A 411-nucleotide genomic window follows, 5' to 3' on the forward strand; every position below is an offset into this window, starting at 1 on the left:
GGGCTGGCGGATGGCACGATCAGCTCGGACATCGGTCACCTGGAGCAGGTGCGCACCTGGCTCGGGAAGCCGTTGTGGGACATGGAGCCTACCGACGCGGACATCTACTTCGGCAAGGTGTTGCGCGACGCGGCTAAGGGGACCCGGCTAGCGCGGGCGCAGGCTCTGACGACGTTCTTCGCGTTCCTCGAGCTGCGGCACCAAGTCGAGATCCACGCTCTGACCGGCAGGGTCCTCGAGTGCCCGATCGACGAGATGAACAAGCCCCGCGGCCGCAAGCAGGCTGCCCTGCGGATCCCGCCCACGGACGCCGAGGTCGCCGCCCTGTTCGCTGGATGGCGCGAGGAACTGCTGACCTGTCGCAAGTTCGCCCCGACCGCCCGCAATTTCGTCGCAGCGAAGCTGATGTCC

General features: G+C 67.4%; 1 pseudogene. It reads left to right on the plus strand.

Annotation, left to right across the window (positions count from 1 at the left end):
* Nucleotides 1-411: pseudogene (locus AB4Z38_RS25840) on the plus strand (tyrosine-type recombinase/integrase); the annotation flags it as partial.

Source organism: Arthrobacter sp. 2RAF6, assembly GCF_052115205.1.
Taxonomy (GTDB): Bacteria; Actinomycetota; Actinomycetes; order Actinomycetales; family Micrococcaceae; genus Arthrobacter.